The organism is Nocardia cyriacigeorgica GUH-2 (assembly GCF_000284035.1).
Lineage (GTDB): Bacteria > Actinomycetota > Actinomycetes > Mycobacteriales > Mycobacteriaceae > Nocardia > Nocardia cyriacigeorgica_B.
Genome location: NC_016887.1, coordinates 544,402 through 569,200, shown reverse-complemented (window position 1 = coordinate 569,200; position 24,799 = coordinate 544,402). Strand labels below are relative to the sequence as shown.

Sequence of the window (24,799 nt, the reverse complement as noted above, 5' to 3'; positions counted from 1 at the left end):
GAAGGACAACCATGACCGTCGAGTCCTCCCCCATCACCGATCATCCGGCGCGCGCCGCGGGCCTGGCCTCCCAGGCGGCGGTGCGCGCCAGGGACAAGAACGCCTGGGTGGAGCTGTTCGCCGCGGACGGCATCGTCGAAGATCCGATCGGGCCGTCGGGTTTCGATCCCGAGGGTCGCGGCCACCGCGGCCGCGAGGCCATCGCCGCCTTCTGGGACAAAGCGATCGCGGCGACCGAATCGATCGAATTCCTGTTCGGCGACTCGTTCGCCTGTGGTTCGGAGGTCGCCTTCACCGGCGTCATCCGCAGCACCGTCGGCGGGCACGTCATCGATGCGGAGGGCGTGTTCACCTATCGCGTCGATGACGCGGGCAAGATCGCCGCACTGCGGGCGTACTGGGAAGTCGATCGGGCCATGAAGACCGCACGCCCGGCCGGCTGAGACACCGGAGCCGATCACGACGAGGCCCTTCGATCCGCGGATCGAAGGGCCTCGTCGTTGCTGGATTTATCGCGCTACCCGGTGACCGGGCAGGTCTTGTAGTCGACCGGGAATTCCTTGATGCCGTTGAGCCAGCCCGAACGCAGCCGCTTCGCATCACCGAGCTTGCTGATATCGGGCAGATGATCGGCGATCGCGTTGAAGATCAGATCGACCTCGAGCCGGGCCAGATTCGCCCCGATACAGAAATGCGCGCCGGTGCCGCCGAAGGACAGATGCTGGTTGTCCTGGCGCATGATGTCGAACTTCTCCGGATTCTCGAAGACGTCCTCGTCGAAGTTGGCCGAGCGATACAACATCACCACCCGCTGGCCCTTCTTGATCTGCACGCCGCCCAGTTCCACATCCTCGAGCGCGGTGCGCTGGAACGAGGTGACCGGGGTGGCCCAGCGGATGATTTCGTCGGCGGCGGTGGCCGGGCGTTCCTTTTTGAACAGCTCCCACTGATCGGGGTGGTCCAAGAACGCCATCATGCCGTGGGTGATGGCATTGCGGGTGGTCTCGTTACCCGCCACCGCCAGCATGATGACGAAGAAGCCGAATTCCTCTTCGGAGAGCTTGTCGCCATCGATATCGGCCTCGATCAACGTGGTGACGATGTCGTCGGCCGGACATTTCTTGCGATCGGCGGCCATCTGGTAGGCGTAGCCGAGAATTTCCGCCGACGCCACCACCGGATCGGCGTCGTTGTCGGGGTCGTCGTAGCCGGTCATCTCATTGGACCAGCGGAAGACCTTCATCCGGTCTTCCTGCGGCACCCCGATCAGCTCGGCGATCGCCTGCAACGGCAGTTCGCACGCGATCTGGGTGACGAAATCACCGGAACCGGCCTCGGCGGCCGCCTTCACGATGCCCTCGGCCCGCGCCGACAACTCCGCGCGCAGGCTGTTGATCGCGCGCGGGGTGAAGCCGCGCGAGATGATCTTGCGGAGTTTGGTGTGCTCGGGGGCGTCCTTGTTGATGAGGACGAAGCGTTGCAGCTCGATCTGCTCGCGGGTGATGTCGTCGTTGAATCGCGGAATCGCGGTGTTCTCATGGGTGGAGAACACATCGCTGCGGCGCGAGACCTCTTTGACGTCGGCGTGCTTGCTCACCACCCAGAAGCCGTCGTCGTGGAATCCGCCCACTTCCGGTGGCTGCGGATTCCACCAGATCGGCGCGGCCCGGCGCAGCTCGGCGAATTCCTCGACCGGGACGCGGTGGGCATAGATTTCGGGATCGGTGACGTCGAATCCGTCCGGCAGATCGGGCCGGACCGTTCGAGGGGCTACCACCAGTGGCCTCCTTCAGAGAATGCGCAACCAAGCCGAGCCGAGTACCAGATGCATCCGTCGACAACACTGGAACACGTTCTACAATTATTGAAGCACAGGCGGGAAAACGAGGAAAGAAAGTGGACAGATCCGCCCGTGACAAGTGTCAAGAACACGTTTCAGTTCTGTCCATGAGGAAAGGTTGGAGATGGGTACACCCGTCATTGTCGAAGCCGCCCGCACCCCCATCGGCAAGCGCCGCGGCTGGCTGTCCGGCCTGCACGCGGCCGAACTCATCGGCCTGGCCCAGCGCGGCCTGCTCGAACGCGCCCATCTGGACCCCGCCCTCGTGGAGCAGGTCATCGGCGGCTGCGTCACCCAGGCCGGCGAGCAGTCCAACAACGTCACCCGGGTCGGCTGGCTGCACGCGGGACTACCCTGGCAGGTCGGCTGCACCACCATCGACGCGCAGTGCGGTTCGGCCCAGCAGGCCAACCACCTGATCGCCGGCCTCATCGCCACCGATGCCATCGAGATCGGCATGGCCTGCGGCGTGGAGGCGATGAGCCGGGTTCCGCTCGGCGCCAACGTCGGTGAGCACGCGGGCCCGCGCCGGCCGGCGTCCTGGGATATCGATATGCCCAATCAGTTCGAGGCCGCCGAGCGAATCGCCAAGCGGCGCGGCATCACCCGCGCCGACGTCGACGGGCTCGGCGTGCGCTCGCAGAAGCTGGCCGCCCAGGCCTGGGCCGAGGGCCGCTTCGACCGCGAGGTGCTCACCGTGACCGCGCCGGTCGCCGACAAGGAGGGCAACCTCACCGGCGAGAAGATGGAGGTGAGCCGGGACCAGGGCCTGCGCGAGACCACCGCCGAGAGCCTGGCCGGACTGAAGCCGGTGCTCGAGGGCGGCATTCACACCGCCGGCACCTCCTCGCAGATCTCCGACGGCGCCGCCGCGGTGCTGCTGATGGACGAAAAGGCCGCGCGCCGTGAGGGTTTGACTCCGCGCGCCCGCATCGTCACCCAGTGCCTGGTCGGCTCGGAACCCGAGTTCCATCTCGACGGCCCGGTGCAGGCCACCACCCGGCTGCTGGAGCGGTCGGGCATGAGCATGAGCGATATCGATCTGTTCGAGATCAACGAGGCGTTCGCGTCGGTGCCGCTGTCGTGGGCGTCGGTGCACAAGCCGGACATGGACAAGGTGAACGTCAACGGTGGCGCCATCGCGCTCGGCCATCCGGTCGGTTCCACCGGATCTCGTCTCATCACAACGGCTTTGCACGAGCTGGAACGCTCCGACAAGAGCATCGCAATGGTGCTCATGTGTGCCGGTGGCGCACTAGCGACAGGCACCATCATCGAGAGGTTGTAAGGCTTTCAACCAATTCCCCGGTGTAACTTGAACGTTCATCTCGGAGGCGGCAAAACGTGTCGTACGCCACACAAAGTTCGGTACAGACGACTAGATGAGATGTCAGCTAACTTGCGGCTACCCCACGTCCAACGGGCAAGACCCCCGCGACGGGCTAGAACTTGCTGGCCGGACGGCTCCACAAGAGCCGTTGGTGTAACCCGCAAACGCCACGCTCGGAGCCTCTGCACTGGACACCGACCTGGAAGCTTCAAGGAAATTCGGAATCAGGCGTAGGTTTTCAGTTACTGAGCCGCTAATATCAATGATACGTATCCGAGATAACGACTGTTAGTACAGCGAAGGGAATTGGGCGGCTCACAATGGCTGATTTCGCGGCGCGGCTGAACAAGCTGTTCGAAACCGTGCATCCCCCGGGGCGTAAGCCGCACACGAACGCGGAGGTCGCAGCCGCGCTGACGGCTTCAGGACATCCGATCTCGAAACCGTACCTGTCGCAGTTGCGGTCCGGGCAGCGGACCAATCCGTCGGACGAGACGGTGGCCGCGTTGGCGAAGTTCTTCAAGGTCAAGCCCGACTACTTCTTCAACGACATCTACGCCGCCAAGATCGACCACGATCTGGAACTGCTGTCTCAGTTGCAGGGTTACGGGCTGCGCCGCTTGTCCAGCCGGGCTTTCGACCTGTCCGAAGAATCTCAGAATCTACTCACGTCCATGGCGGAGAAACTCCGGGCCAGCGAAGGGCTGCCCGAAGTTCCTCCGGACGGGACCGAATAGACTCTCGCACACCACAACACAGTGCGGCCCGATGGGTCGCACTGTGTTGTGTTATGTGATCGGCGCCACTGCGCAGCGAACTCCGTCGTCAAGCATGGCCGAAAACCGCTGCCCGAGAGCGTGAGCCGCGCCGGGACAGCGGTGGGATCCGGAATCAGGGCCGCGGCTGGGCGGCGGCCGGCTTCTTCTGCTGCTCGCGTGCGGTGGTGTCGAAGGCCTGCGCGATCGCACTGACCCAGCCGCGCGGACTCACGCCCTCGGGCGGTGCGATCCAGCGGGCGTCGACCACCACATCGCCGAGCGGATGGCGGGCCCACCGCGCGACCCGATCGGCGCGCTGAGTCACCGAGGTCGGCGGATCACCGGCCGAGACGATCTCCACGCCGCCGCCGGACTGGAGGTAGAGCGCATCCATGATCTGCGCGACCCGATCCGAGGCCTTCAGCTGGGTGGAGGTTCCGCCCTGCTCATGGGCCACCACTTCGGGGAAGCGTTTCACCAGCACCCGATGCAGCAGCTCGATCCGCCGCAACAGCAGCCGCGCCCGCACCCACAGTTCGATGACGATCCACACCGCGCCGAACGCGATCAACAGGCTCGCGATCTGCCAGGCCGGCCAACCCCAATCCGCCGCACCGGGTTCCGCGCGCGGGGCATCGATGGCGGCGCGCCGGATCTCGAGCACCGCCATGACCGCCACCAGCGCAGTGCCCGCGGTGTAGATCGCGATACCACGGCCGAGGGCGGTCCAGTCCAGATTGCGCAGACCGGTGACGACGATGAAAACCCCACCGAGCGCGACGATCACCCATCCGAACACATGCGTCCAGGCCAGCGTCGCCGCCGCAGCGGCCGCACCGACGGCATAGATCGCCCAGGCGATCTGGCGCAGATTGCGCCGCGAGACCACGGGCCACGCGGCCGACGCCACCACCGACGTGGCCGTGGTGAACAACAGCCAGGCCGCGACCACGACGCCGTCGGACAGCAGGCCCGAGGGCAGGCCCTCCGGTAGCAGGTTGTCGACCGCGAGCCCCACGTCCGGAATCGCGACCGTGGACGCGAGCGCGACGGCGGCGACCGCGATCACGATCGCGACCCGGGCGGTCGTCGCGGGCTTGACCAGCACACGACCCACCCGCGCACCGGCTGCCACCCAGACCAGCATGGCCGTCAACCAGAAGGTCATCCGAGAGCCTCATCGAATCGAAGGACCGAGACGCCGGCGCCCCGGTTGTTGAATACGCGCAGCCGCGTCATCAGCATCGCGGCGAAGGTCTCGGCCTCCCATTCGGCCTGCTCGTCCGCGCCGTCGTCGACGATCTGCTGATGGGCGCGCTGGCTCAGCATGTAGGCGATCAGATCGTCGCTGGCCTCGAGCGTCACCTCCGGTGCGGGCGCACCTTCGTGATCGAACACGATGTGCCCGAGTTCGTGGGCGAGGGTGTGCTCGCGGCTGGGCAGCGCGGTGGCCAGCACGATCACGTCTTTGTCCGGGTAGAAGCGGCGCTGACCGCAGACGCCGGGGCCGAGGTCGGCGTCGGCGATCTCGATCATCCGTTTGCGCTCGGCGGCGATGGCGAGCACTACCTCGTCGAGGGTGGTCGCGTCGAAATCGGCGGCGACCGCGCAGACCGCGTCCACGGCCGCGGCCACCCGGCGGTAGGACCGCGAACCGCTCTGCGCCTTACTCTGTGTCATCGCCGATCACCGACCCGTTCCGAAGAATTCGGCGCGCGCGGCATCGATGCGCGCCTGCGCCGCCGAGGCACTCTGGAAGCTCACCGCACCCGACCCCGCACCGGCGAGGGTGAGCGCGATCAGGCCACCGATCACCGTCAGCAGCTTCGGCTCGGGCAGCCCGTCCTCGGCACTGGTGTTGCGCACGTCGGGATCCGACGGCGCGGCCATGGCGGGCGGTGCGGAGGGAGCCGGGGCGGGCGCTGCCGGCGCGGGGGCGGCCGGAGCAGCCGCCGGAGCCGGTGGGGCGACCACCGGCAGGGCCGGAACACCCGGAACACCCGGGACGACCGGCGCGATCACCGGCGGAGCGGGAACCGGCGGGATGGCCAAGGGCGGAAGGGCTGGTGCCGGAGGAACCGGCGGGATGGGGAGCAGCAGTAACAGCAGCGGCGAGGCGGAACCGACCGCTGCCGAACCCGTTGCGGCCGAGCCGATTCCGGCAGAACCGAGGGCGGCCGAGCCGACCGCCGCCGAACCGGTGCCGAGGACGCCTGCACCGGCCGAACCCACGGCGGCCGAGCCAGTGCCCAGCGCAGCCGAGCCCGTGGCGAGGGCGCCCACGCCGGCGGCGCCGAGCGCGGCCGAACCCGTGCCGAGAGCCGCCGAGCCGGTACCCAGGGCGCCGACACCAGCGGAACCCACTGCGGCGGAGCCTGTTCCGAGCGCGCCGACGCCCGCAGAGCCCACGGCGGCCGAGCCAGTGCCGAGTGCCGCACCGAGCCCAGCCGAGCCCGTGCCGAGAATGATTCCGAGAGCGGATGATCCGGTACCCAAAGCGGCGCCGAGTCCGGCGGAGCCGGCGGCCGCGGAGCCAGCGGCCGCCGATCCGGCGCCGGCCGAACCGGTGCCCGGGCCGGCGACGTCCGACGGTTCGATGCCCGCGTCGATCTGTGTCCCGCGGCCGGGGATGGTCAGGGGCTGCCATTCGTCGGCGTCGTCCTTGACGGGTACGACGCCGGGGCCTTGTGCGCCAGGATTGTTGCCGGGCGCTCCAACGCCGTTGCCCGCGTTCGTGTTCGCGCCGTTGGCGGGGTTCGGGGGTACGCCGTTGCTCGCGTTGGCGCCGGGGCCGCTGCCCACATTCGCGCCGGGTCCGTTGCCCGCGTTGGCGCCCGGGCTGTTGCCTGCGTTGGCATCAGGGCCGCGGCCTGCGTTCGCGCCCGGCCCGTTGCCCGCGTTCGCGCCCGGCCCGTGACCGGAATTCGCGCCGCCACCACTGCCGGTGTTCAGCAAGCCACCGTTGCCGATGATCGGCGGATGGGGATTGCCGTTGCCGGGATTCGGCGCGCTGTTGCCGCCCTGGCCGGAACCGCCCGGCTGGGCTTCGGCCGCTACCGGCCCGAGTAGTCCGAGGCAGCCGACGGCCCCCGCTACCGCGAGCACACGGGTGAAGCGACCACTGGCCATGCGACGGCCTTCCCCTCATAGAGACTGCGCAAATCCTCGCCCGGCCATACGCACACCCGGACTCCAACAACGGTTGCCCATAGTAAACCGTCGGCTCCCGACCCCGCAGCCGTACCGTCCGCTCACCACCGGCGATCGACCGGGCATTCCCCTCGCCTGGACGGCGTAAACCGCGTCCGCCGAGGTCTGCGCGCTGCCCGCACACAGCCGGACCTGGGTGACCTGGCGGTCGGTTTGCTGGCAAACCCTCACTCGGCCATCGATCCAGCAGTGAAGTGAAGTCGGACACATCACCGGCAGGAGTGCACGCACCCGGCCTGCCCTCGGACGAACAAAACGGCGGCGCGAGTCATCCGACTCGCGCCGCCGCCTGGTTGTCGATAGGCCAGTTCGACCTTTACGCCCCGTAGACGGGTTCCGGGGTCTTCGCCTTGGCGAGCAGGTCCGCCACCACCGGGCCGAGTTCGGCCGGGTTCCAGCGGGCGCCCTTGTCGACCGGAATGCCGTGGCGCCAGCCCTCGGCGACGGCGATCTTGCCGCCTTCGACCTCGAACATGCGGCCGGTCACGCCCGCCGATTCGGCGCTGCCCAGCCAGACCACCAGCGGCGAGACGTTTTCCGGCGCCATCGCGTCGAAGCCTTCCTCGGGGGCGGCCATGTCTTCGGCGAAGACCGTCTCGGTCATCCGGGTGCGGGCGGCGGGGGCGATCGCGTTGACGGTGACGCCGTAGCGCCCGAATTCCGCCGACGCGGTGAGGGTCAGACCCGCGATACCGGCCTTGGCGGCGCCGTAATTGCCCTGGCCGACGCTGCCCTGCAAGCCGGCGCCGGAGCTGGTGTTGATCACCCGCGCGTCCACCGGACGTCCGGCCTTCGACTCGCCGCGCCAGTACTCGATGGCATGGCGCATGGTGGCGAAGTGGCCCTTGAGGTGGACGCGGATCACGGCGTCCCATTCCTCTTCGGAGAGGTTGACCAGCATCCGGTCGCGGACGAAGCCGGCATTGTTGACCAGCACGTCCAGCCCGCCGAAGGTGTCGATGGCCTGGCGGATGAGCCGGCGCGCGCCCTCCCAGTCGGCGACGTCGTCACCATTGGCCACGGCCTCGCCGCCCTGCGCCCGGATCTCGGCGACGACCTGCTCGGCCGGAGTCTCCCCGGTGTCGGCGCCGTTGAGCGCGGAGCCCAGGTCGTTGACGACCACCTTCGCACCGGCGGCGGCGAAGGCCAGGGCGTGCGCGCGGCCGATGCCGCGGCCGGCGCCGGTGATGATCACGGTACGTCCGGCACAGATCCCATCGGTTTCCATCGTGTTCCTATCGTCTTGCTCAGTGGTCGGGGTGGACGATCAGGCCGGTCGAGGCGCTGATCAGGTCTGTCGGCTAGGGCTTGGGGGCGCCGTTCGGGGTCGCGTTGACAGTGGCGGCGTCCAGGAAGGCCGGGCGTTCGCCGCCGCCGTGCACCTCGAGCGTCGCCCCGCTGACGTATCCGGCCAGCGGTGAGGCGAGGAAAGCCACGCAGCGGCCGACGTCCTCGGGCCGGGCCAACCGGCCCAGCGGGATGGTCGCACCCACCGCGGCGACCCCGTCGGCGTCGCCGTAATGCAGCAGGCTCAGCTCGGTCTCCACCGGCCCGACGACCACCGAGTTCACCCGGACCTTCGGCGCCCACTCGACCGCGAGCGAGGCGGTGAGGCTGTCCACGCCCGCCTTGGCCGCGCCGTAGGCGGCGGTGCCCGGCGACGGGCGGTGCGCGCTGACGCTGGAGATATTGATGATCGAGCCACCGTCGGGCTGAGCCTGCATCACCGCGTTGGCCAGCTGCGAAACCAGCAGCGGCGCGAGCAGATTCAGCTCCACGATCTTGGCGTGGAAGTTCTTGCTGGCATCGGCGGCCAGGGCGAAGGGGGCGCCGCCGGCGTTGTTGACCACGTGGTCGAGGCGGCCGTGCCGGGCGATGACGGTGTCGATCAGCTCGCGCACCGCGTCGCCGTCGCGCACATCGCAGGGCAGGAATTCGGCCTGCCGTCCCTCGTACTCCACCGGGGCGTCGCCGGGACGGCGCGCGCAGGCCAGCACGGTCGCGCCCGCGGCGAGCAGGGCCCGGCTGACGCCCGCGCCCACACCGCGAACACCGCCGGTTACCAGAACGACGCGTCCGGACAGATCGATTTCGAGTGCCACCGTGCTAACCTACCAAGCAATTGCTTGCTTAGCCAAGGTTCGCTCACGATGGGAACTGCGATGGGGATCAACCGTCACACCGAATCAACCGGCATCGCCGTCATCACGGTCGACTATCCGCCGGTCAACGCCATACCCTCGGACGGCTGGTTCGCTCTCGCCGACGCACTGCGCGAGGCAGGCCGCGATCCGGAGACCAAGGTGGTGGTGCTGCGCGCGGAGGGCCGCGGGTTCAACGCGGGCGTGGACATCAAGGAGATGAATGCCGACACCGGGCACACCGCCCTGATCCGGGCCAACCACGGCTGCTTCGAGGCCTTCGCCGCCGTCTACGACTGCCAGGTGCCGGTGATCGCCGCGGTCAACGGCTTCTGCCTGGGCGGCGGCATCGGCCTGGTCGGCAACTCCGACATCGTCATCGCCTCCGATGACGCCACCTTCGGCCTGCCCGAAGTCGACCGCGGCGCGCTCGGCGCGGCCACCCACCTCGCCCGGCTGATCCCCCAGCACCTGATGCGGGCCATGTTCTATACCGCGGGCACCCTCACCGCCCAGCAGCTGCACCACTACGGTTCGGTCCTCCAGGTCGTCCCGCGGGCCGAACTCGACGCCGCGGCGATGGAGGTCGCCAAGAACATCGCGAACAAGGACGGCCGGGTGATCCGCGCCGCCAAACGCGCGCTCAACGGCATCGATGTGCAGGACGTGCACCGCTCCTACCGCTATGAGCAGGGCTTCACCATGGAACTCAACCTCGCCGGCGTGGCCGATGAGATCCGCGCGCGTTTCGACGACGATCTGGCCGCGCAGAAGAAAGGGAAGTAGATGCGCGACAAAACCATGACGCTCGACGAGGTCGTCGGCGAACTGCGCAGCGGAATGACCATCGGCCTGGGCGGCTGGGGTTCCCGGCGTAAGCCGATGGCGCTGGTCCGGGCCCTGCTGCGGTCCGATATCACCGACCTGACCGTGGTCGCCTACGGCGGCCCGGATCTGGGTCTGCTGTGCTCGGCAGGCAAGGTACGCAAGGCCTACTACGGTTTCGTGTCGCTGGATTCGGCGCCGTTCTACGACCCGTGGTTCGCCAAGGCGCGCACTGAGGGTGCCATCACCGTGCGGGAGATGGACGAGGGCATGGTCAAGTGCGGTCTGCAGGCCGCCGCCGCCCGGCTGCCGTTCCTGCCGATCCGCGCCGGATTGGGTTCGGCCGTGGTGGATTTCTGGGAGGGCGAGCTGAAGACGGTGCAGTCCCCCTACCCCACCGACGGCAAGACCGAAACGCTGATCGCCATGCCCGCGCTGAATCTGGATGCCGCCTTCGTGCACCTGGACCTGGGCGATAAGCACGGCAATGCCGCCTACACCGGCGTCGACCCCTACTTCGACGACCTGTACTGCCTGGCGGCCAAACGCCGCTACCTGACGGTGGACCGGCTGGTGGAGACCGAGGAGCTGGTGAAAGCCGTTCCGCAGCAGTCGATCATCCTCAACCGGATGATGGTCGACGGCGTGGTGGAGGCCCCCGGCGGCGCGCACTTCACCTTCTCCGGCAGCTACGGCCGCGACGAGAAGTTCCAGCGTCACTATGTGGAGGCCGCCAAGACGCCCGAATCGTGGGCCGAGTTCACGGCGCGCTACCTGGATGTGTCCGAGGACGAATACCAGGCCGCTGTCCGCGCTTTCGCCGAGGAGCAGAAGTAATGACCGAAACCAGCACCATCACGCGGGCCGAGGTCTGCGTCGTCGCCGCGGCCGAGATCTTCCGTGGCGCGGGCGAGATCATGGCCAGCCCGATGTCCACCATCACCACCATCGGCGCGCGGCTGGCGCGGCTGACCTTCGAACCGGATCTGCTGCTGTCCGACGGTGAGGCGCTGCTGTTCGCCGAGATCCCGGCGATCGGCGGGAAGGCGCCGATCGAGGGCTGGATTCCGTTCTCCCGGGTCTTCGACGTGGTCGCCTCCGGGCGACGGCACGTGGTGATGGGCGCGAACCAGCTGGACCGGTACGGCAATCAGAACCTGTCGGCGTTCGGCCCGCTGCAACAGCCCACCCGGCAGATGTTCGGTGTGCGCGGGGCGCCGGGCAACACCATCAACCACGCGACCAGCTATTTCGTGCCCCGGCACAACAAGCGGGTGTTCTGCGAGAACGTCGACATCGTCTCCGGCATCGGCTACGACAAGATCGATCCGGACAATCCGGCCTACCGGTTCCACCATCTGCACCGGGTGGTGAGCAACCTCGGCGTCTTCGATTTCGGCGGGCCCGGCCACACCATGCGGGCGCTGTCGCTGCATCCCGGAGTCACCGCCGAGGAGGTTGCCGAGAACACCTCGTTCGAGATCGCCGAGCTGGGCGAGGCCGGCGAGACCCGGCTGCCGACCGAGGAAGAGCTGCGGATCATTCGCACCGTCCTCGATCCGAAGGGCATTCGCGAGAAGGAGGTGACCTCGTGACGCCACGGCTGCGGACTCCGCTGACCGAACTGGTCGGCATCGAGCATCCGATCGTGCAGACCGGTATGGGCTGGGTGGCCGGTCCACGGCTGGTCGCGGCCACCGCCGAAGCGGGCGGCCTGGGCATCCTGGCCTCGGCCACCATGACCTACGAGGAACTCGAGGTCGCGATCGCGAAGACCAAATCGCACACCTCGAAGCCGTTCGGTGTGAACATTCGCGCCGACGCCTCCGATGCCGGTGAACGCATCGACCTGCTGATCCGGGAGAAGGTGGCGGTGGCGTCGTTCGCGCTGGCACCCAAGCAGGAGCTGATCGCCAAGCTCAAAGACGCCGGTGTGGTGGTGATTCCGTCGATCGGCGCCGCCAAGCATGCGGTGAAGGTGGCGTCGTGGGGTGCCGATGCGGTGATCGTGCAGGGCGGCGAAGGCGGTGGGCACACCGGTCCGGTCGCGACCACGCTGCTGTTGCCGTCGGTGCTCGATGCGGTCGATATCCCGGTGGTCGCCGCCGGCGGCTTTTTCGACGGCCGTGGACTTGCCGCCGCTCTCGCCTACGGTGCGGCCGGTATCGCCATGGGCACCCGCTTCCTGCTGACCCAGGAAAGCCAGGTCCCCGACGCCGTGAAGCAGGAATACCTGAACCGGCACCTGCAGGACACCGTCGTCTCGCTCAAGGTCGACGGCATGCCGCATCGCGTGCTGAACACCGAATTGGTGCAGCGGCTGGAACATTCGGGCAACTGGCGTGGCCTCACCGCCGCCGTCGCCAATGCCGCGAAGTTCAAGTCGATGACCGGTATGAAGTGGTCGACGATGATCCGCGACGGCCTGGCCATGCGCAAGGCCAAGGACCTCACCTGGTCGCAGGTCATCATGGCCGCCAACACCCCGATGCTGCTCAAAGCCGGTCTGGTAGAAGGTAATACCGAGGCGGGTGTGCTCGCCGCAGGCCAGGTCACCGGCATCATCGACGACCTGCCCACCTGCCAGGAACTCATCGACCGCATCGTGCGCGATGCGGTCGCGCGGATAGACACAATCGCCGCGCTCACCCACGACGCCCGGGCGACCCCCGGCGCGTCCTCGTAACCGAGTCTGCTCGGTCACCGGTCAGGCGGTCTCCCTTCGCGGGAGGCCGCCTGACCTCGTTTCGGGTCGACGCGTGATGCTCGGCGCGGGAGCGAAAACCGATTGTGCGTTCACCGGGACCGCCGATACAACGAAACCCATGCGTATCGGAATCGTCGGGTTGCTGCGCGGCCTGTATATGGCCGAGTGGGCCGAACGGATCGGACTCGAGGTAGCGGCGATCTGTGATCGCGACACCGAACGCCTGGCAGCAGCTCGCGCGAGGTTCCCGGGCGCCCTGGCGAGCCGGGAGTGGGCCGATCTAGTCGACGCGGGACTCGACAGTGTGATCCTCGCGAATGATTTCGACGCCCACGCCGAGCTCGCCGTGGCGTTCCTCGATCGTGGGGCCCACGTGCTGTCGGAGACGGCGGCCTGCGTGTCCGAGCAGGAGGGGCGTGAACTCATCGCCGCCGCCGAGCGGTCCACGGCTACTTACTCGTTCGCCGAAAACTATGTCTTCCATCCGCATGCGCGGCTGGTGCGTGAGTCGATCGAGTCCGGCGAGATCGGTGCTGTGGTGGCGGTGGAGGCCGACTATCTGCACAGCCTGTCGCCGCAGGATATCGACGGGCTCATCGGCGACCCGGCGCACTGGCGTGGACGCATTGCGGCGACGGCGTACTGCACGCACACGGTATCGCCGCTGCTGAGTCTCACCAGGGCGTGGCCGGTCGAGGTCAGTGCCTTCCCGGTAGGCCCGGACGGTGCACGTCCTGCCGCTGTCGTGCTGGTCATCCGGCTCTCGGATGGCACGCTGGCGCTGGCCCGGCACGGCTTCCTCGCCGGCGAACCCGACAGCCACTGGAGCTGGATATCGGTGCGCGGCGCGCACGGCCTGGCCGAATCGCTGCGTGCCGGCGGGGACGGCGCCTGGTCGGTCCGGGTACGCACGGAAGGCTGGACCCGGCCCGACGGGCGTCCGCATGAGGACATCCGTCAGCCCCGCCCCCACCTGGTGAACGGCCATCCGGTGGACCGGATGGCCGAGGGCACCGTCGTGCTGCTCGAGGGGTTCCGCGCCACCATGGAACACGGTGCGGCACCGTTGATTCCCGTGCGTTCGGCGGTTGCCGCGTCGCTGGTCGGGGTGGCCGGTGCGCATTCGCTCGCGGAGGGTGGGCGGCCGGTTCGGGTGCCGGACGTGTCGGCCTGACAAAGCGGCCGCCGGCCCGAGTGGGTCAGCGAGCCAGTCGCTCGATGATCGTGACGTTGGCCGTGCCGCCACCCTCGCAGATGGTGAGCAGACCGTAGCGCCCGTTGATCCGCTCCAACTCGTTGAGCAGGGTGGCGAACAGCTTGGCGCCGGTGGCGCCGAGTGGGTGGCCGAGGGCGATGGCGCCACCGTTGACGTTCACCTTCTCCGGATCCGCGCCGGTCTCCTTCAACCAGGCCAGCACCACCGGGGCGAAGGCCTCGTTGATCTCGATGACGTCGATGTCGTCGATGGTCAGGCCGGTCTTCTCCAGGGCCCACTTGGTGGCCGGGATCGGCGCGCTGAGCATGAAGATCGGGTCGGCGCCGCGTGCGCTGACGTGATGGATGCGGGCGCGCGGGGTCAGCCCGTATTCCTGCACCGCCCAGTCGGAGGCGAGCAGGGTGGCGCTGGCGCCGTCGGAGATCTGCGACGCCACCGCCGCGGTGAGCGGGCTGCCTTCGGCGAGTGCGGGCAGCGAGGCCATCTTCTCCAGGCTGGTCTCGCGCGGGCCCTGGTCGATCCAGAAGTCGCCGACCGGCACGATCTCGCGATCGAAACGGCCCTCCTTGATGGCGCGGCGGGCGCGCTCGTGACTGCGCAGCGCCCAGCGCTCCATGTCCTCGCGGCTGATGCCCCACTTCTCGGCGATCAGCTGCGCGCCGTGGAACTGGGAAACCTCGCCGGTGCCGTAGCGGTGATCCCAGCCCTGCGCGCCGACGAACGGCGAATCGTAGCCGTACTCCTTGCCCGCCAGCATGGCCGCCGAGATCGGGATGGCGCTCATGTTCTGCACACCGCCGGCGACGATCACCTCGGCGGTGCCGCTCATGATGGCCTGCGCGCCGAAGTTGATCGCCTGCTGGCTGGAACCGCACTGCCGGTCGACGGTGACGCCGGGAACGTCCTCCGGGTAGCCGGCCACCAGCCACGCGGTGCGGCCGATATTGCCCGCCTGCGGGCCGATGTTGTCGACACAGCCGACGATGACGTCGTCGACCACACCGGGATCGAGCGGGTTGCGATCGAGCAGACCACGCAGGGCGGCGGCACCGAGATCGGCCGGGTGCACACCGGCCAGGGCGCCGCCGCGCTTGCCGACCGGGGTGCGCACCGCGTCGATCACGTACGCCTCGCGCAGCGGGGTGTAGGGGCGGCGCGAGCCGGAAGGTGTTGACATGAAATGACTCCTACGTGGTGTGCCCGGGCACGGTGAGCCCGTCGAGCACGATGGTCAGATATTGCTTGGCGAGGTTGTCTACGGTGATCGGGCCGCCCGGGGTGTACCAGCGCACCGCCACCCAGACGGTGTCGCGCAGGAACCGGTAGGCCAGTTCGATATCGAGTTCGGCCCGGAAGCTGCCGTCGCGCACGCCGTTGGTGAGCACCTGGTGCCAGAGGGCGCGAAATTCCTTGTTGTATTCGTCGATGTAGGTGAAGCGCTCGACGCCGCGCAGGCGTTTGGCCTCGGCCTGGTAGATGGCCACGGCCGCGTGGTAGCGGTCGAACGATTCGTAGGAGGCCAGCACCAGCGCCTCGAGGGTGTCGCGCGAGCTCAGGCCGGAGGCGACGATGTCGCGGTAGCGGCCGAACAGATCGTCGAGGAACCCGCGCAGGATTTCGTCGACCATCGATTCCTTGGAATCGAAATGGTGATACAGGCTGCCCGATAGGATTCCGGCCGCATCGGCGATATCGCGGACGGTGGTGGCGCGCAAACCCCGCTCGGCGAACAGGTCGGCCGCCAATCCGAGCAGTTCATTGCGCCGGGCTGATTTGGACGGGTCGGGTGCGGTCACCCGGCCATAATACAACCAAGCATTTGCTTGGGATAGTGGGTCAGGGTTTTCACCGCTCCGAGTACCGCAGCGGCGACGATCTCGACAGGTCGGCGAGCAGACGCTCACAGATCACCACCGGCGAGATGCCGGCCCGCATCATCCGCATCACCAGCGCCAGGCGGCGTTCGCAGCTGTCCCATTCGACGGTGAGGGGTTGGCGGCCGGGACCGGCGTCGACGGTGGCGAGCACGCGCGGCGGCCCGAAGCGGGTGGGTTCCTCGATCAACTTCAGCACCATCCCGCGCTGCCACGCGTGATAGGTGTCCATGTCGGCGCTGCCGATGAGCTTGTCGGTGACCGCGCACAGGCCTTGCGCGATCTGCTCGGAGAAGGTGTCGCGGTCGAAACGGTATTTGCGCGAGCGGCGCACCACATCGAGCAGGTCGGCGCGCACCTCGTAGAGCAATTCGATCTGGTGGGTCCGGCGCCGCTGCGCCTCGCCGCCGTCCGCGCCGGTGCCCAGCCCGATCCGGCGGGCCCGCGCCCGCTCGCGCGCCATATCGGCCCGCAGTGCCGCGCGGGGATCGCGGGCGATGTCGTTCTCGTCGACGGCGTAGGACTCGAGAATGCGCCCGGCCCGGGTGGCCGCCGATCTGCGGCCGACGTCCAGGAGTTCGGCGCCGAAGGTCAACGCGGCCAGGACCAGGCTTTCCTGTCTGCGTCTGGCGAGCACGACATCACGCACCAACTCGAGTTCGAGTTGTTCGCGTGTGGGCTGTTCTCGGGCAGATCGGCGGCCCAGGCCCATAGCCATCGCCCCTCCGGGTGTGCGATCCCGACCTCCACCAGCATCGCACACGCGGGCCGCGACGGCTCCAGCTTTTTTCGTCCTCAGCTCACGCGCGCTGGCTGCTGATGGAGACGATCTCGCCGGTGAGGTAGGTGGTGTAATCGCTGGCCAGCATGGCGATCGTGGCCGCGACCTCCCACGGTTCGGCGGCCCGGCCGAAGGCTTCCCGCTCGGAGAGGCGGTCCAGCAGTTCCGGCGAGCTGACCTTGTCCAGGAACGCGTGCCTGGCGATGCTCGGCGCGACCGCATTGATGCGCACGCCCAGCTCCGCCGCCTCGACCGCGCTGCACCGGGTCAGCGCCATCACGCCGGCCTTGGCGGCGGCGTAGTGGGCCTGGCCGTACTGCGCGCGCCAGCCGAGCACGCTGGCATTGTTGACCACCACACCGCCGTGGCCGGCCTCGCGGAAGTAGGCCAGTTCGGCGCGGGTGCAGCGGAAGGTGCCGTTGAGTGTCACGTCGAGCACGCGGTTCCACTGCTCGTCGGTCATATCGACCACCGGGGTCTCGCCACCGAGGCCGGCATTGTTGACGAAGATGTCGATCCGGCCCATCGCGGCGGCCGCGCCGCGCACCAGTTCGTCGACCTGTTCGGTGCTGCACACATCGCAGACGATGGCCTCGACCTTGCGGTCCGGGAATTCGGCGCTCAGCTCGGCGCGGGTCTCCCCCAGCCGGCGTTCGTGCCAGTCCGAGACGACGACGTCGGCGCCCTCCGAGAGCAGCCTGCGCGCGGTGGCCGAACCGATGCCGGTCCCGGCGGCGGCGGTCACCACGGCCTTGCGGTCGGTCAGCAGGCCGTGACCGGCCACGAGGGCAGGCGCGACCGACAGCGACACGGTGTTCTCACTCATGACGGACGGGCCTCCCGGGGCAGGCCGAGCACACGCTCGGAGATGATGTTGCGCTGCACTTCGTTCGAACCTCCGTAGATGGTGTCGGCGCGGGTGAACAGATACAGCCGCTGCCATTCGTCGAGATCGTCGGCGGCGGCCACCAGGCCCGCCGCACCGCGCACGGCCATGGCGAGTTCGCCGAGGCCGCGATGCCAGTTGGCCCACAGCAGCTTTGCCACCGAGGCCTGGCCGCCGCCGTCATCGGCGCCCGCGCCCTCCATGGTGCGCATGGCGTGTGCGCGCAGCACCCGCAGGCCGACCCAGGCCTGGTCGATCTGGTCGGCGAGCAGCGGGTCGTCGATGGCGCCGTTACGTTGGGCCAGCTCCTCGATGCCTGCCAGTTCGCGTTCGAAGCGGATCTGCTGGCCGAGGGTGGAGATGCCGCGTTCGAAGGTCAGCGTGCCCATGGCGATGCGCCAGCCGTCGCCCGGCTCGCCGACGACGAGGTCGGCGCTGGTGCGGGCATCGTCGAAGAACACCTCGTTGAATTCCGAGGTGCCGGTGAGCTGATTGATCGGCCGCACCGTGACGCCCGGCTGATCCATCGGAACCAGCAGATAGGACAGGCCCTTATGGCGTTTGGAACCGGGTTCGGTGCGCGCCACCACGAAGCACCAGTCGGCCACATGAGCCAGTGAGGTCCAGATCTTCTGGCCGTTGATCGACCATTCGTCGCCGTCGAGGCGCGCCGAGGTGGAGACCGCGGCGAGGTCGGAGCCGGCGCCGGGTTCGGAATAGCCCTGGCACCACAGTTCGCTGACGGTGCGGATGCCGGGCAGGAAGCGCTGCTTCTGCGCCTCGGTGCCGAAGGCCAGCACGGTCGGGCCCAGCAGTTCCTCACCGACGTGCGAGACCCGCGCGGGGGCGTCGGCCTTGGCGTATTCCTCGTGGAAGATGATCTGCTGCCGCACGCTGGCTTCGCGGCCGCCGTACTGCTTCGGCCAGCCCAGACAAGTCCAGCCCGACGCCGCCAGATGACGGTCCCAGGCCAGCCGCTCGTCGAACGCCTCGTGCTCGCGGCCGGGGCCGCCGAGCCCGCGCAGGTCCTTGTACTCGCCGTTCAGGTTCTCCGCGAGCCAGGCGCGGATCTCGGCGCGGAAGGTCGCGTCGGCGTCGTGGCCGTTCGCATCGTTTGCCGTCATGACCGCCTCGTTTGCCGTGGTAGCCGCCGGATTCGCCGCGTCGGCCGCCGAAATCGCCGAACTGCGCCCACCGGCCGGACCGGTGTCGGATTCTGAGGTCTGGATCGCACCCACGCCGATACGATAACCTACCAAGCACTTGCTTTGTAAGACTCCGGTCTTACCGACCGCACCGACGGTGAGGACAACCCGTGACAACCCCTGCACAGACCACCCCGATGGCGCTGCACGACGCGGCGCACACCTTCGGCACCGCACCCGCCATCGCCGACGGCGAAACCCGCCTGGATTGGACACAGCTGCTGGAAGCGGTGCAGGACGTGGCGCGGGCGCTGATCGCGCGTGGCGTGCGGCGGGGCGACCGGGTCGCGATGTGGTCGCCCAATACCCATCACTGGGTCACCGCCGCGCTGGCCGCGCACTACTGCGGTGCGGCGCTGGTGCCGCTCAACACCCGGTATGTGGCCGAAGAAGCGGCCGATGTGCTGCGCCGGGTAAAGCCCACGGCACTGTTCATCTCCGGACCTTTCCTGCGGCGCGAGCGGCTCACCGAACTGCTGGCGGCCGCGCCCGACCTCGATATCGCGACCATCGTGGTCATTCCGGTGGAGGGGCCGATGACAGTCGAGTCGTCATCGGCCGACCCCCGGATCCTGCACTGGGAGCAGCTGCCCGAGGTCGCCGAGTCGGTGACCCGCGAACAGGCCAGGGAGCGGGCCGAATCGGTGAGCCCCGAGGACGTCTCCGACATCCTGTTCACCTCCGGCACCACCGGCCGCAGCAAGGGCACGCTGGTGGCGCATCGGCAGGCGCTGTCGGTGGTGCGGGCCTGGATCGAATGCTCGACGCTCACCAGCACCGACCGCTATCTGCTGATCAACCCGTTCTTCCACAACTTTGGCTACAAAGCCGGCTTCCTCGCCTGCCTGGTGGCGGGTGCGACGATCGTGCCGCAGATCGTGTTCGACGTGCCGCAGACCATGCGGATGGTCGGCGAGGAGAAGATCACCGTCCTCACCGGTCCGCCGACGATCTACCAGACCATCCTCGACTTCCCCAACCGCGACGACTTCGATCTGAGCACGCTGCGCGTCGCGGTCACCGGCGCCGCGACGGTGCCGGTGGTGCTGATCGAGCGGATGCGTTCGGAACTGGCCTTCGACGTGGTCGTCACCGCGTACGGGCTGTCCGAATCGGCCGGCTTCGGCACCATGTGCCGTCCCGACGACGACGCCGAAACCGTCGCCAACACCTGCGGTCGCCCCATCGCCGATTTCGAACTGCGCCTCGACACCACCGGTGAGGTGCTGCTGCGCGGACCCAACGTGATGCTGGGCTACCTCGACGATCCGAAGGCCACCGCCGAAACCATCGACGCCGATGGCTGGTTGCACACCGGCGATATCGGCACCATCGACGAGCGCGGCTATCTCAAGATCACCGACCGGCTCAAGGACATGTACATCAGCGGCGGCTTCAACGTCTATCCCGCCGAGATCGAGCAGGCCCTGGCCCGACTGGACGGCGTCGCGGAATCGGCCGTCATCGGGGTGCCCGACACCCGGATGGGCGAGATCGGCAAGGCCTATGTGGTGCGCAAACCCGGCTCGACGCTCACCCAGGAGGACGTGATCGCCTACGCCACCACCGTGCTGGCCAATTTCAAGGTGCCGCGCATCGTCGAGTTCCGCGACCAGCTGCCCTACAGCGCCGCCGGGAAGGTGCTCAAACGTCAACTACGTGAGGAGAAGTCGTAAATGCCTGCCGAAGAAGCAGCGGTGCCGTTCGAACCGGATGTGGTGACCTATGAGCGCCGCGGGGCGGTCGCGGTGATCACCATGAACCGGCCGGACTACCGCAATGCCCAGAACTCGGTGATGACCTACGCCCTGGACGCCGCCTTCGAGCGGGCGGTGGAAGATCCCGAGGTCGGCGTCATCGTGCTGGCCGGTAACGGCAAGCATTTCAGCGCCGGGCACGATATCGGCACGCCGGGCCGCGACCATCACGTGCGTTATCCGAACAAGGCCGCCCTGTGGTGGGACCATGTGGACCGCGCCGGCGGCGATCAGCGCTTCGCCCGCGAGACCGAGGTCTATCTGGGCATGTGCCGGCGCTGGCGGGAGATCCCCAAGCCGACCATCGCGATGGTGCAGGGCGCCTGCATCGCGGGCGGGCTGATGCTGGCGTGGGTGTGCGATCTGATCGTCGCCTCCGAGGACGCCTTCTTCTCCGATCCCGTTGTCCGGATGGGCATTCCGGGCGTGGAGTACTTCGCCCACCCGTGGGTGCTCGGTCCGCGCGTGGCCAAGGAGTTCCTGTTCACCGGCGACCGGTTCAGCGCCGCTCAGGCCAAGGAATGGGGCATGGTCAACCGGGTGGTGCCGCGCGATCAGCTCGAGGCCGAGACCTTCGCGCTGGCCGACAAGATCGCCACCATGCCGCAGTTCGGGCTCGCGCTCACCAAGAAGGCGGTCAATCAGGCCGAGGATCTGATGGGCATGCGGTCGGGCATGGATTCGGTGTTCGGCCTGCACCATTTCGCGCACGCCCACAATGCCGAGGTCGGCGCCGATTCCCTGGGCGGCATGAACGCCACAACGATGAAAGCCACGGCGAGTACGGCGTCCGCCGACGTCGACGCCACGCAGAACGGGACGAAATAAGTGGATCTGGATCTGGATCAGGCCACCCGCGACTTCCAACTGGAGGTGCGTGACTGGCTGGCCGCGAACAAGCCGGCGCAGCCGCTGCCGTCGATGGACACCAAGGCCGGTTTCGAGGCGCATCGAGAGTGGGAGCACACCCTCGCCGAGGCGCGGTACTCGGTGGTGTCGTGGCCGCAGGAGTACGGCGGGCGCGACGCCTCGCTGCTGGAATGGGTGCTGTTCGAGCAGGAGTACTACGCGGCCGGTGCGCCGGGCCGGGTGAGCCAGAACGGCATCTTCCTACTGGCACCCACGCTATTCGAGCACGGCACCCCCGAGCAGCTGGCGCGGATCATGCCGCGCATGGCCCGTGCCGACGACATCTGGGCGCAGGCCTGGTCGGAGCCCGAAGCCGGCAGCGACCTCGCCGGTATCCGTTCGACCGCGCGCCGCACCGAGGGCGGCTGGCTGCTGAGCGGGCAGAAGACGTGGAGTTCACGCGCGGCCTACGCCGATCGCGCGTTCGGGCTGTTCCGTAGCGACCCGGAGGCCGAACGGCATCGCGGGCTCACCTACGTGATGTTCCCGCTGGACGCCGAGGGTGTCACGGTGCGGCCGATCCCGCAGCTCGACGGTGAGCCCGGCTTCGCGGAGATCTTCCTCGACGAGGTGTTCGTGCCCGACGCCGACGTCATCGGGGCACCGAACGAGGGCTGGCGAGTCGCGATGAGCACCTCCAGCAACGAACGCGGCCTGTCGCTGCGCAGCCCGGGCCGTTTCAGCGCCACCGCTCAGCGACTCATCGACCTGTGGGCGAGCGGCGAGGACACCGGGACCGCCGCGCGCGACAAGGTGGTGGACGCCTGGATCGGCAGCGAGGCCTACCGGCTGCACACCTTCGGCACCGTGACCCGGTTGAACGAGGGCGGCAAGCTCGGCGCGGAATCCTCGATCACCAAGGTGTTCTGGTCCGAGCTCGATATCGCCATGCACGAAACGGCGCTGGATCTGCTCGGCGACACCGCCGAACAGGCCGGGGCGTGGACCGACGGCTACCTGTTCTCGCTGTCCGGCCCGATCTACGCCGGTACCAACGAGATCCAACGCAACATCATCGCCGAGCGGCTCCTCGGCCTACCGAGAGGAGGCAGCCGATGAGGTTCGCACTCAGCCCGGAACACGTCGACTTCGCCGCCAGTGTGCGCAAACTGCTCGACGCCGGTAAGACGCCCGCCGCGGTTCGTTCCTGGGCTGCCGGTGAGCACGCCGCCGGACGCGCGCTGCTCGAACAGTTGGCCGGTGCCGGGGTGTTCGGACTCGCGGTAGCCGAGGAGTTCGACGGGATCGGTGCCGAACCGATCGACCTGGTGGTGGCGTTCGGGGAACTCGGGCGCTCGGCAGTGCCCGGGCCGGTAGTGGAGTCGGCTGCGGCGATTCCGGCGCTGCTGCAGGCGCTCGCGGGTGCGGATTCTGGTGCTGCGGCGGCACGGTGGTTGCCGGGGATCGCGGCGGGCACCACGCTCGGGACGATCGCCTTCGCGACGCCGGGGCGTGGGGCGGTAGCCCTCGATGCCGATGTCGCCGATCTGATCCTGATCGCGGACGGCGATCGGCTGCACACCGGCACGGTCGGCCAACAGGTGCGGTCGGTGGATCCGGCGCGGCGGTTGTTCACCGTGGTGCCCGATGAGCTGATCGCCGAGGGTGCGCAGGTGGCCGACGCCATCGCCGCCGGTTTCGACGCCGGAGCGCTGGCTGCTGCCGCCCAGTTGCTCGGCGCGGGCAGTGGCCTGCTGGACGCGGCGACCGAATACGCCAAGCAGCGCAAGCAGTTCGGGCGCCCGATCGGCGAGTTCCAGGCCGTGAAGCAGAAGCTGGCCGATGTGCTCATCGCCCTCGACCTGGCCGAACCGCTGCTGCACCGCGCGGCCCTGACCGCCGCCGGCCCCGACCGCGCCCGTGACGTCTCCGCGGCCCTGGTGGCCTGCGGCAATGCCGCCCACCTCGCTGCCCGCACCGGCCTGCAGGTGCACGGTGCCATCGGCTACACCGCCGAATACGACCTGTCGCTGCTGCTCACCAAGGTCACCGCGTTGCGCTCGGCCTGGGGCACGGCGGATTTCCATCGCGCGCGGATCGCCGAGGCGCTGCGTTCCGGCTCGTCCGCCGGAGCAACCGCATGACGACCGCCACCGTCGCACCGGTGGGTGCCCGCGGCGATCAGGGATCGGGTGTCGTCCGGTCGCTCGCCTCAGACGTCACACACGTATCGGTGCACCGGCCGACCACCCGGAACGGAGAAATCGTGTGATCACCCCAGAACAGCAAGAACTCGTCGCCGCCGTACGCGCAGCGGTGGCCAAGAGGGGTGGACCCGCGGTCGACCGGCAAGCCCTCGACAGCGACCTCGGCTATGACGCCGCACTCTGGCGGACGCTGTGCGAGCAGGTCGGGGTGGCGGCGCTGGCCATTCCCGAGGAGTACGGCGGATTCGGCGCGAGCCTGGCCGAATCACTGCTGGTGGTCGGCGAATTGGGTCGCTCATTGGCGGGTGTGCCGATGCTCGGATCGGCCGTTCTCGGCGCGCAGGCGGTGTTGCTGTCCGGCGATGCGGAAGCGTGTGAGCGGCTGCTACCCGAGGTTGCCGAAGGCGCCAGGACGCTGGCTGTGTGCTGGGCCGGGTCGGACGGCTGGGACAGCTTCGGTGTGCGGGACACGGGTGAAACCCTCAGCGGTACCGCGCACTACGTCCTCGATGCCGCCAACGCCGCCACCCTGATCGTGGTGACCGAGACCGGCCTGTTCGAGGTCGATCCGGCGGCCGCAGGCGTGCAGCGACGCGCCTCGGCCACCATGGACCCGACCCGCAAGCTCGGCGAAATCACCTTCACGGACGTGTCCGCCCGCGGGCTCGGCACCGGCGATCCGGCGCCGATCATCACTCGTCTGCGCGAGATCGCCTGGGCGGCGCTGGCGGCCGAGCAGGTCGGCGCGGCCGAACAGTGCCTGGAGATGACGGTCGAATACGCGAAATCCCGGGTCCAGTTCGGCCGCCCGATCGGCAGCTTCCAGGCCCTCAAGCACCGGATGGCGGACATGTACGTGCTGGTGGAATCCGCCAAGTCCACCTCCTACGCCGCCACCCTCGCCGTCGGCGCCGACAGCTCGTCGGCCGCCGAGGACGTCTGGGTGGCCCGCCGCCACTGCTCCGAGGCATACTCCACGGTGGCCGCCGAGATGATCCAGTTGCACGGCGGTATCGCCATCACCTGGGAGCACGACGCGCACCTGCACTTCAAGCGGGCGCACGGTGACGCGCTGCTGTTCGGCAAGCCGCGGCACCGGCCGCTGCTCGAGACGGCGTAGTCGAACCCTCCCCCGACTGCCCGGTCGCGTTCGCTGCGCGGCCGGGCAGTCGCGTTTTCGCCGGTGACTCATTTCACCGCCAATAGATAGTTA

Annotated in this window: 24 protein-coding genes; 13 read left to right on the top strand and 11 right to left on the bottom strand. The window is 68.5% G+C overall.

All coding sequences use genetic code 11. The features are described from left to right. Nucleotides 1-11 precede the first annotated feature (11 nt). Entirely contained in the window at nucleotides 12-443 is a 432-nt protein-coding gene (locus NOCYR_RS02695) for a nuclear transport factor 2 family protein (protein ID WP_014348823.1), read from the top strand. Nucleotides 444-517: 74 nt separating this feature from the next. Here the strand turns inward: NOCYR_RS02695 and NOCYR_RS02690 are convergent, their stop codons facing one another. Beyond that, nucleotides 518-1,777 (bottom strand): cytochrome P450, encoded by a 1,260-nt coding sequence (locus NOCYR_RS02690; RefSeq protein ID WP_014348822.1) that lies wholly within the window; start codon nucleotides 1,775-1,777, stop codon nucleotides 518-520. A 187-nt stretch (nucleotides 1,778-1,964) separates the two neighbouring features. On the opposite strand from NOCYR_RS02690, the gene NOCYR_RS02685 reads away from it, so the two are divergent. Both NOCYR_RS02685 and NOCYR_RS02680 read left to right on the top strand, forming a co-directional pair. Next, complete coding sequence (locus tag NOCYR_RS02685) at nucleotides 1,965-3,128, top strand: steroid 3-ketoacyl-CoA thiolase (RefSeq protein WP_014348821.1); 1,164 nt, start codon at nucleotides 1,965-1,967, stop codon at nucleotides 3,126-3,128. A gap of 362 nt (nucleotides 3,129-3,490) precedes the next feature. Beyond that, a complete protein-coding gene (locus NOCYR_RS02680) occupies nucleotides 3,491-3,907 on the top strand; it encodes a helix-turn-helix domain-containing protein (protein WP_014348820.1) in 417 nt (138 codons plus the stop codon). 154 nt (nucleotides 3,908-4,061) lie between these two features. Here the strand turns inward: NOCYR_RS02680 and NOCYR_RS02675 are convergent, their stop codons facing one another. The 5 genes from NOCYR_RS02675 to NOCYR_RS02655 all read right to left on the bottom strand — a co-directional run bounded on the left by NOCYR_RS02675 (nucleotide 4,062) and on the right by NOCYR_RS02655 (nucleotide 9,240). Further along, on the bottom strand, nucleotides 4,062-5,096 hold the full coding sequence (locus NOCYR_RS02675; protein WP_014348819.1) for a hypothetical protein: 1,035 nt from the start codon (nucleotides 5,094-5,096) through the stop codon (nucleotides 4,062-4,064). Further along, entirely contained in the window at nucleotides 5,093-5,608 is a 516-nt protein-coding gene (locus tag NOCYR_RS02670) for an ImmA/IrrE family metallo-endopeptidase (protein ID WP_014348818.1), read from the bottom strand. Before NOCYR_RS02670 ends, NOCYR_RS02675 begins: the two co-directional genes overlap by 4 nt. 6 nt (nucleotides 5,609-5,614) lie before the next feature. Then, on the bottom strand, nucleotides 5,615-7,057 hold the full coding sequence (locus tag NOCYR_RS02665) for a hypothetical protein (RefSeq protein WP_014348817.1): 1,443 nt from the start codon (nucleotides 7,055-7,057) through the stop codon (nucleotides 5,615-5,617). Nucleotides 7,058-7,454: 397 nt separating this feature from the next. After that, entirely contained in the window at nucleotides 7,455-8,366 is a 912-nt protein-coding gene (locus tag NOCYR_RS02660) for an SDR family oxidoreductase (RefSeq protein WP_014348816.1), read from the bottom strand. Between the two features lie 73 nt (nucleotides 8,367-8,439). Then, complete coding sequence (locus NOCYR_RS02655; protein WP_014348815.1) at nucleotides 8,440-9,240, bottom strand: SDR family oxidoreductase; 801 nt, start codon at nucleotides 9,238-9,240, stop codon at nucleotides 8,440-8,442. A 60-nt stretch (nucleotides 9,241-9,300) separates the two neighbouring features. Between NOCYR_RS02655 and NOCYR_RS02650 the strand changes: the two genes are divergently transcribed. The 5 genes from NOCYR_RS02650 (at nucleotide 9,301) to NOCYR_RS02630 (ending at nucleotide 13,985) form a co-directional block, all read left to right on the top strand. Continuing rightward, nucleotides 9,301-10,065: an enoyl-CoA hydratase family protein gene (locus NOCYR_RS02650; RefSeq protein ID WP_014348814.1), complete on the top strand. Its 765-nt coding sequence runs from the start codon at nucleotides 9,301-9,303 to the stop codon at nucleotides 10,063-10,065. Continuing rightward, nucleotides 10,066-10,941 carry a CoA transferase subunit A gene (locus NOCYR_RS02645; protein ID WP_014348813.1) on the top strand — a complete coding sequence of 292 codons (876 nt, stop codon included), beginning with the start codon at nucleotides 10,066-10,068 and terminating at the stop codon, nucleotides 10,939-10,941. Continuing rightward, the gene (locus tag NOCYR_RS02640) at nucleotides 10,941-11,699 is read left to right on the top strand and encodes a CoA-transferase subunit beta (protein WP_014348812.1); all 759 of its coding nucleotides are present in this window, start codon (nucleotides 10,941-10,943) and stop codon (nucleotides 11,697-11,699) included. The genes NOCYR_RS02645 and NOCYR_RS02640 overlap by 1 nt, the downstream gene beginning before the upstream one ends. Next, nucleotides 11,696-12,790, top strand: a complete 1,095-nt coding sequence (locus tag NOCYR_RS02635; protein ID WP_014348811.1) for an NAD(P)H-dependent flavin oxidoreductase — start codon at nucleotides 11,696-11,698, stop codon at nucleotides 12,788-12,790. Before NOCYR_RS02640 ends, NOCYR_RS02635 begins: the two co-directional genes overlap by 4 nt. A gap of 139 nt (nucleotides 12,791-12,929) precedes the next feature. Continuing rightward, nucleotides 12,930-13,985 carry a Gfo/Idh/MocA family protein gene (locus NOCYR_RS02630; RefSeq protein WP_014348810.1) on the top strand — a complete coding sequence of 352 codons (1,056 nt, stop codon included), beginning with the start codon at nucleotides 12,930-12,932 and terminating at the stop codon, nucleotides 13,983-13,985. A gap of 25 nt (nucleotides 13,986-14,010) precedes the next feature. On the opposite strand, the gene NOCYR_RS02625 is transcribed toward NOCYR_RS02630, so the two are convergent. The 5 genes from NOCYR_RS02625 to NOCYR_RS02605 form a co-directional block, all read right to left on the bottom strand. Then, on the bottom strand, nucleotides 14,011-15,165 hold the full coding sequence (locus NOCYR_RS02625; protein WP_086008247.1) for an acetyl-CoA C-acetyltransferase: 1,155 nt from the start codon (nucleotides 15,163-15,165) through the stop codon (nucleotides 14,011-14,013). Between the two features lie 49 nt (nucleotides 15,166-15,214). After that, nucleotides 15,215-15,823 carry a TetR/AcrR family transcriptional regulator gene (locus tag NOCYR_RS02620; RefSeq protein ID WP_014348808.1) on the bottom strand — a complete coding sequence of 203 codons (609 nt, stop codon included), beginning with the start codon at nucleotides 15,821-15,823 and terminating at the stop codon, nucleotides 15,215-15,217. Nucleotides 15,824-15,872: 49 nt separating this feature from the next. Beyond that, nucleotides 15,873-16,619 carry a hypothetical protein gene (locus NOCYR_RS02615; RefSeq protein WP_231856018.1) on the bottom strand — a complete coding sequence of 249 codons (747 nt, stop codon included), beginning with the start codon at nucleotides 16,617-16,619 and terminating at the stop codon, nucleotides 15,873-15,875. Nucleotides 16,620-16,701: 82 nt separating this feature from the next. Beyond that, nucleotides 16,702-17,508 (bottom strand): SDR family oxidoreductase, encoded by an 807-nt coding sequence (locus NOCYR_RS02610; protein ID WP_014348806.1) that lies wholly within the window; start codon nucleotides 17,506-17,508, stop codon nucleotides 16,702-16,704. Next, on the bottom strand, nucleotides 17,505-18,692 hold the full coding sequence (locus NOCYR_RS02605) for an acyl-CoA dehydrogenase family protein (RefSeq protein WP_014348805.1): 1,188 nt from the start codon (nucleotides 18,690-18,692) through the stop codon (nucleotides 17,505-17,507). Before NOCYR_RS02605 ends, NOCYR_RS02610 begins: the two co-directional genes overlap by 4 nt. A gap of 191 nt (nucleotides 18,693-18,883) precedes the next feature. Between NOCYR_RS02605 and NOCYR_RS02600 the strand changes: the two genes are divergently transcribed. From NOCYR_RS02600 to NOCYR_RS02580, 5 genes are all read left to right on the top strand, one after another. Further along, nucleotides 18,884-20,449 (top strand): FadD3 family acyl-CoA ligase, encoded by a 1,566-nt coding sequence (locus NOCYR_RS02600; protein WP_269147599.1) that lies wholly within the window; start codon nucleotides 18,884-18,886, stop codon nucleotides 20,447-20,449. Further along, on the top strand, nucleotides 20,450-21,358 hold the full coding sequence (locus tag NOCYR_RS02595; protein ID WP_048832671.1) for an enoyl-CoA hydratase: 909 nt from the start codon (nucleotides 20,450-20,452) through the stop codon (nucleotides 21,356-21,358). Next, nucleotides 21,359-22,498 (top strand): acyl-CoA dehydrogenase family protein, encoded by a 1,140-nt coding sequence (locus NOCYR_RS02590; RefSeq protein WP_014348802.1) that lies wholly within the window; start codon nucleotides 21,359-21,361, stop codon nucleotides 22,496-22,498. Then, nucleotides 22,495-23,523: an acyl-CoA dehydrogenase family protein gene (locus NOCYR_RS02585; RefSeq protein WP_014348801.1), complete on the top strand. Its 1,029-nt coding sequence runs from the start codon at nucleotides 22,495-22,497 to the stop codon at nucleotides 23,521-23,523. Before NOCYR_RS02590 ends, NOCYR_RS02585 begins: the two co-directional genes overlap by 4 nt. 124 nt (nucleotides 23,524-23,647) lie before the next feature. After that, nucleotides 23,648-24,706, top strand: a complete 1,059-nt coding sequence (locus tag NOCYR_RS02580) for an acyl-CoA dehydrogenase family protein (protein ID WP_014348800.1) — start codon at nucleotides 23,648-23,650, stop codon at nucleotides 24,704-24,706. The last annotated feature ends 93 nt before the right edge of the window (nucleotides 24,707-24,799 follow it).